1 protein-coding gene is annotated in these 421 nt (G+C 70.3%); it reads right to left on the bottom strand.

What is annotated here, in order from left to right:
* Positions 1 to 135 precede the first annotated feature (135 nt).
* Positions 136 to 421, bottom strand: a 286-nt coding sequence (locus tag ACOADB_RS21990; RefSeq protein WP_378603600.1) for a hypothetical protein, incomplete at its 5' end; no start/stop codon positions are given.

Here is a 421-nt window from a genome sequence, read left to right as displayed (position 1 = left end):
GCGCCCCAGCCGCGGACGTCGTACCCGATCTCGGCGGCGGCGCCGCGGCCGAACTTCAGCGCCGGCGCGGCGTAGGTGAAGATCTCTTCGCGGTGGTGGAGGTTCTCGAAGTTCACCTGTGCACGGTAGGGCATCTCAGCCCGGGCGCGGGAACGACATCGGCCCCAGCTCCGCGACGATCCGGTCGACGAAGTAGGCGACGCCGGCCGCAGCGGGGTGCACGCCGTCGGTACCGATGTAGCGGTCCTGGTTGCCGTCACCCTTCGGGTTCACGATCGAACCCGTGCCGGTGAACCACCGGTCGGTGTAGGGATCGATGAACCCGACGACGTTCTGGTGGCGGCCCACCGTGGCGGCGAGGTTCGCCGTCATCGCGCGGGCCCGGGCATCCCAGTAGGGCGTCTGCCAGATCCCCAGCGGC

The organism is Nocardioides sp. CPCC 206348 (genome assembly GCF_048654705.1).
Lineage (GTDB): Bacteria > Actinomycetota > Actinomycetes > Propionibacteriales > Nocardioidaceae > Nocardioides.
This window is presented reverse-complemented; position numbering and strand designations above follow the sequence as displayed.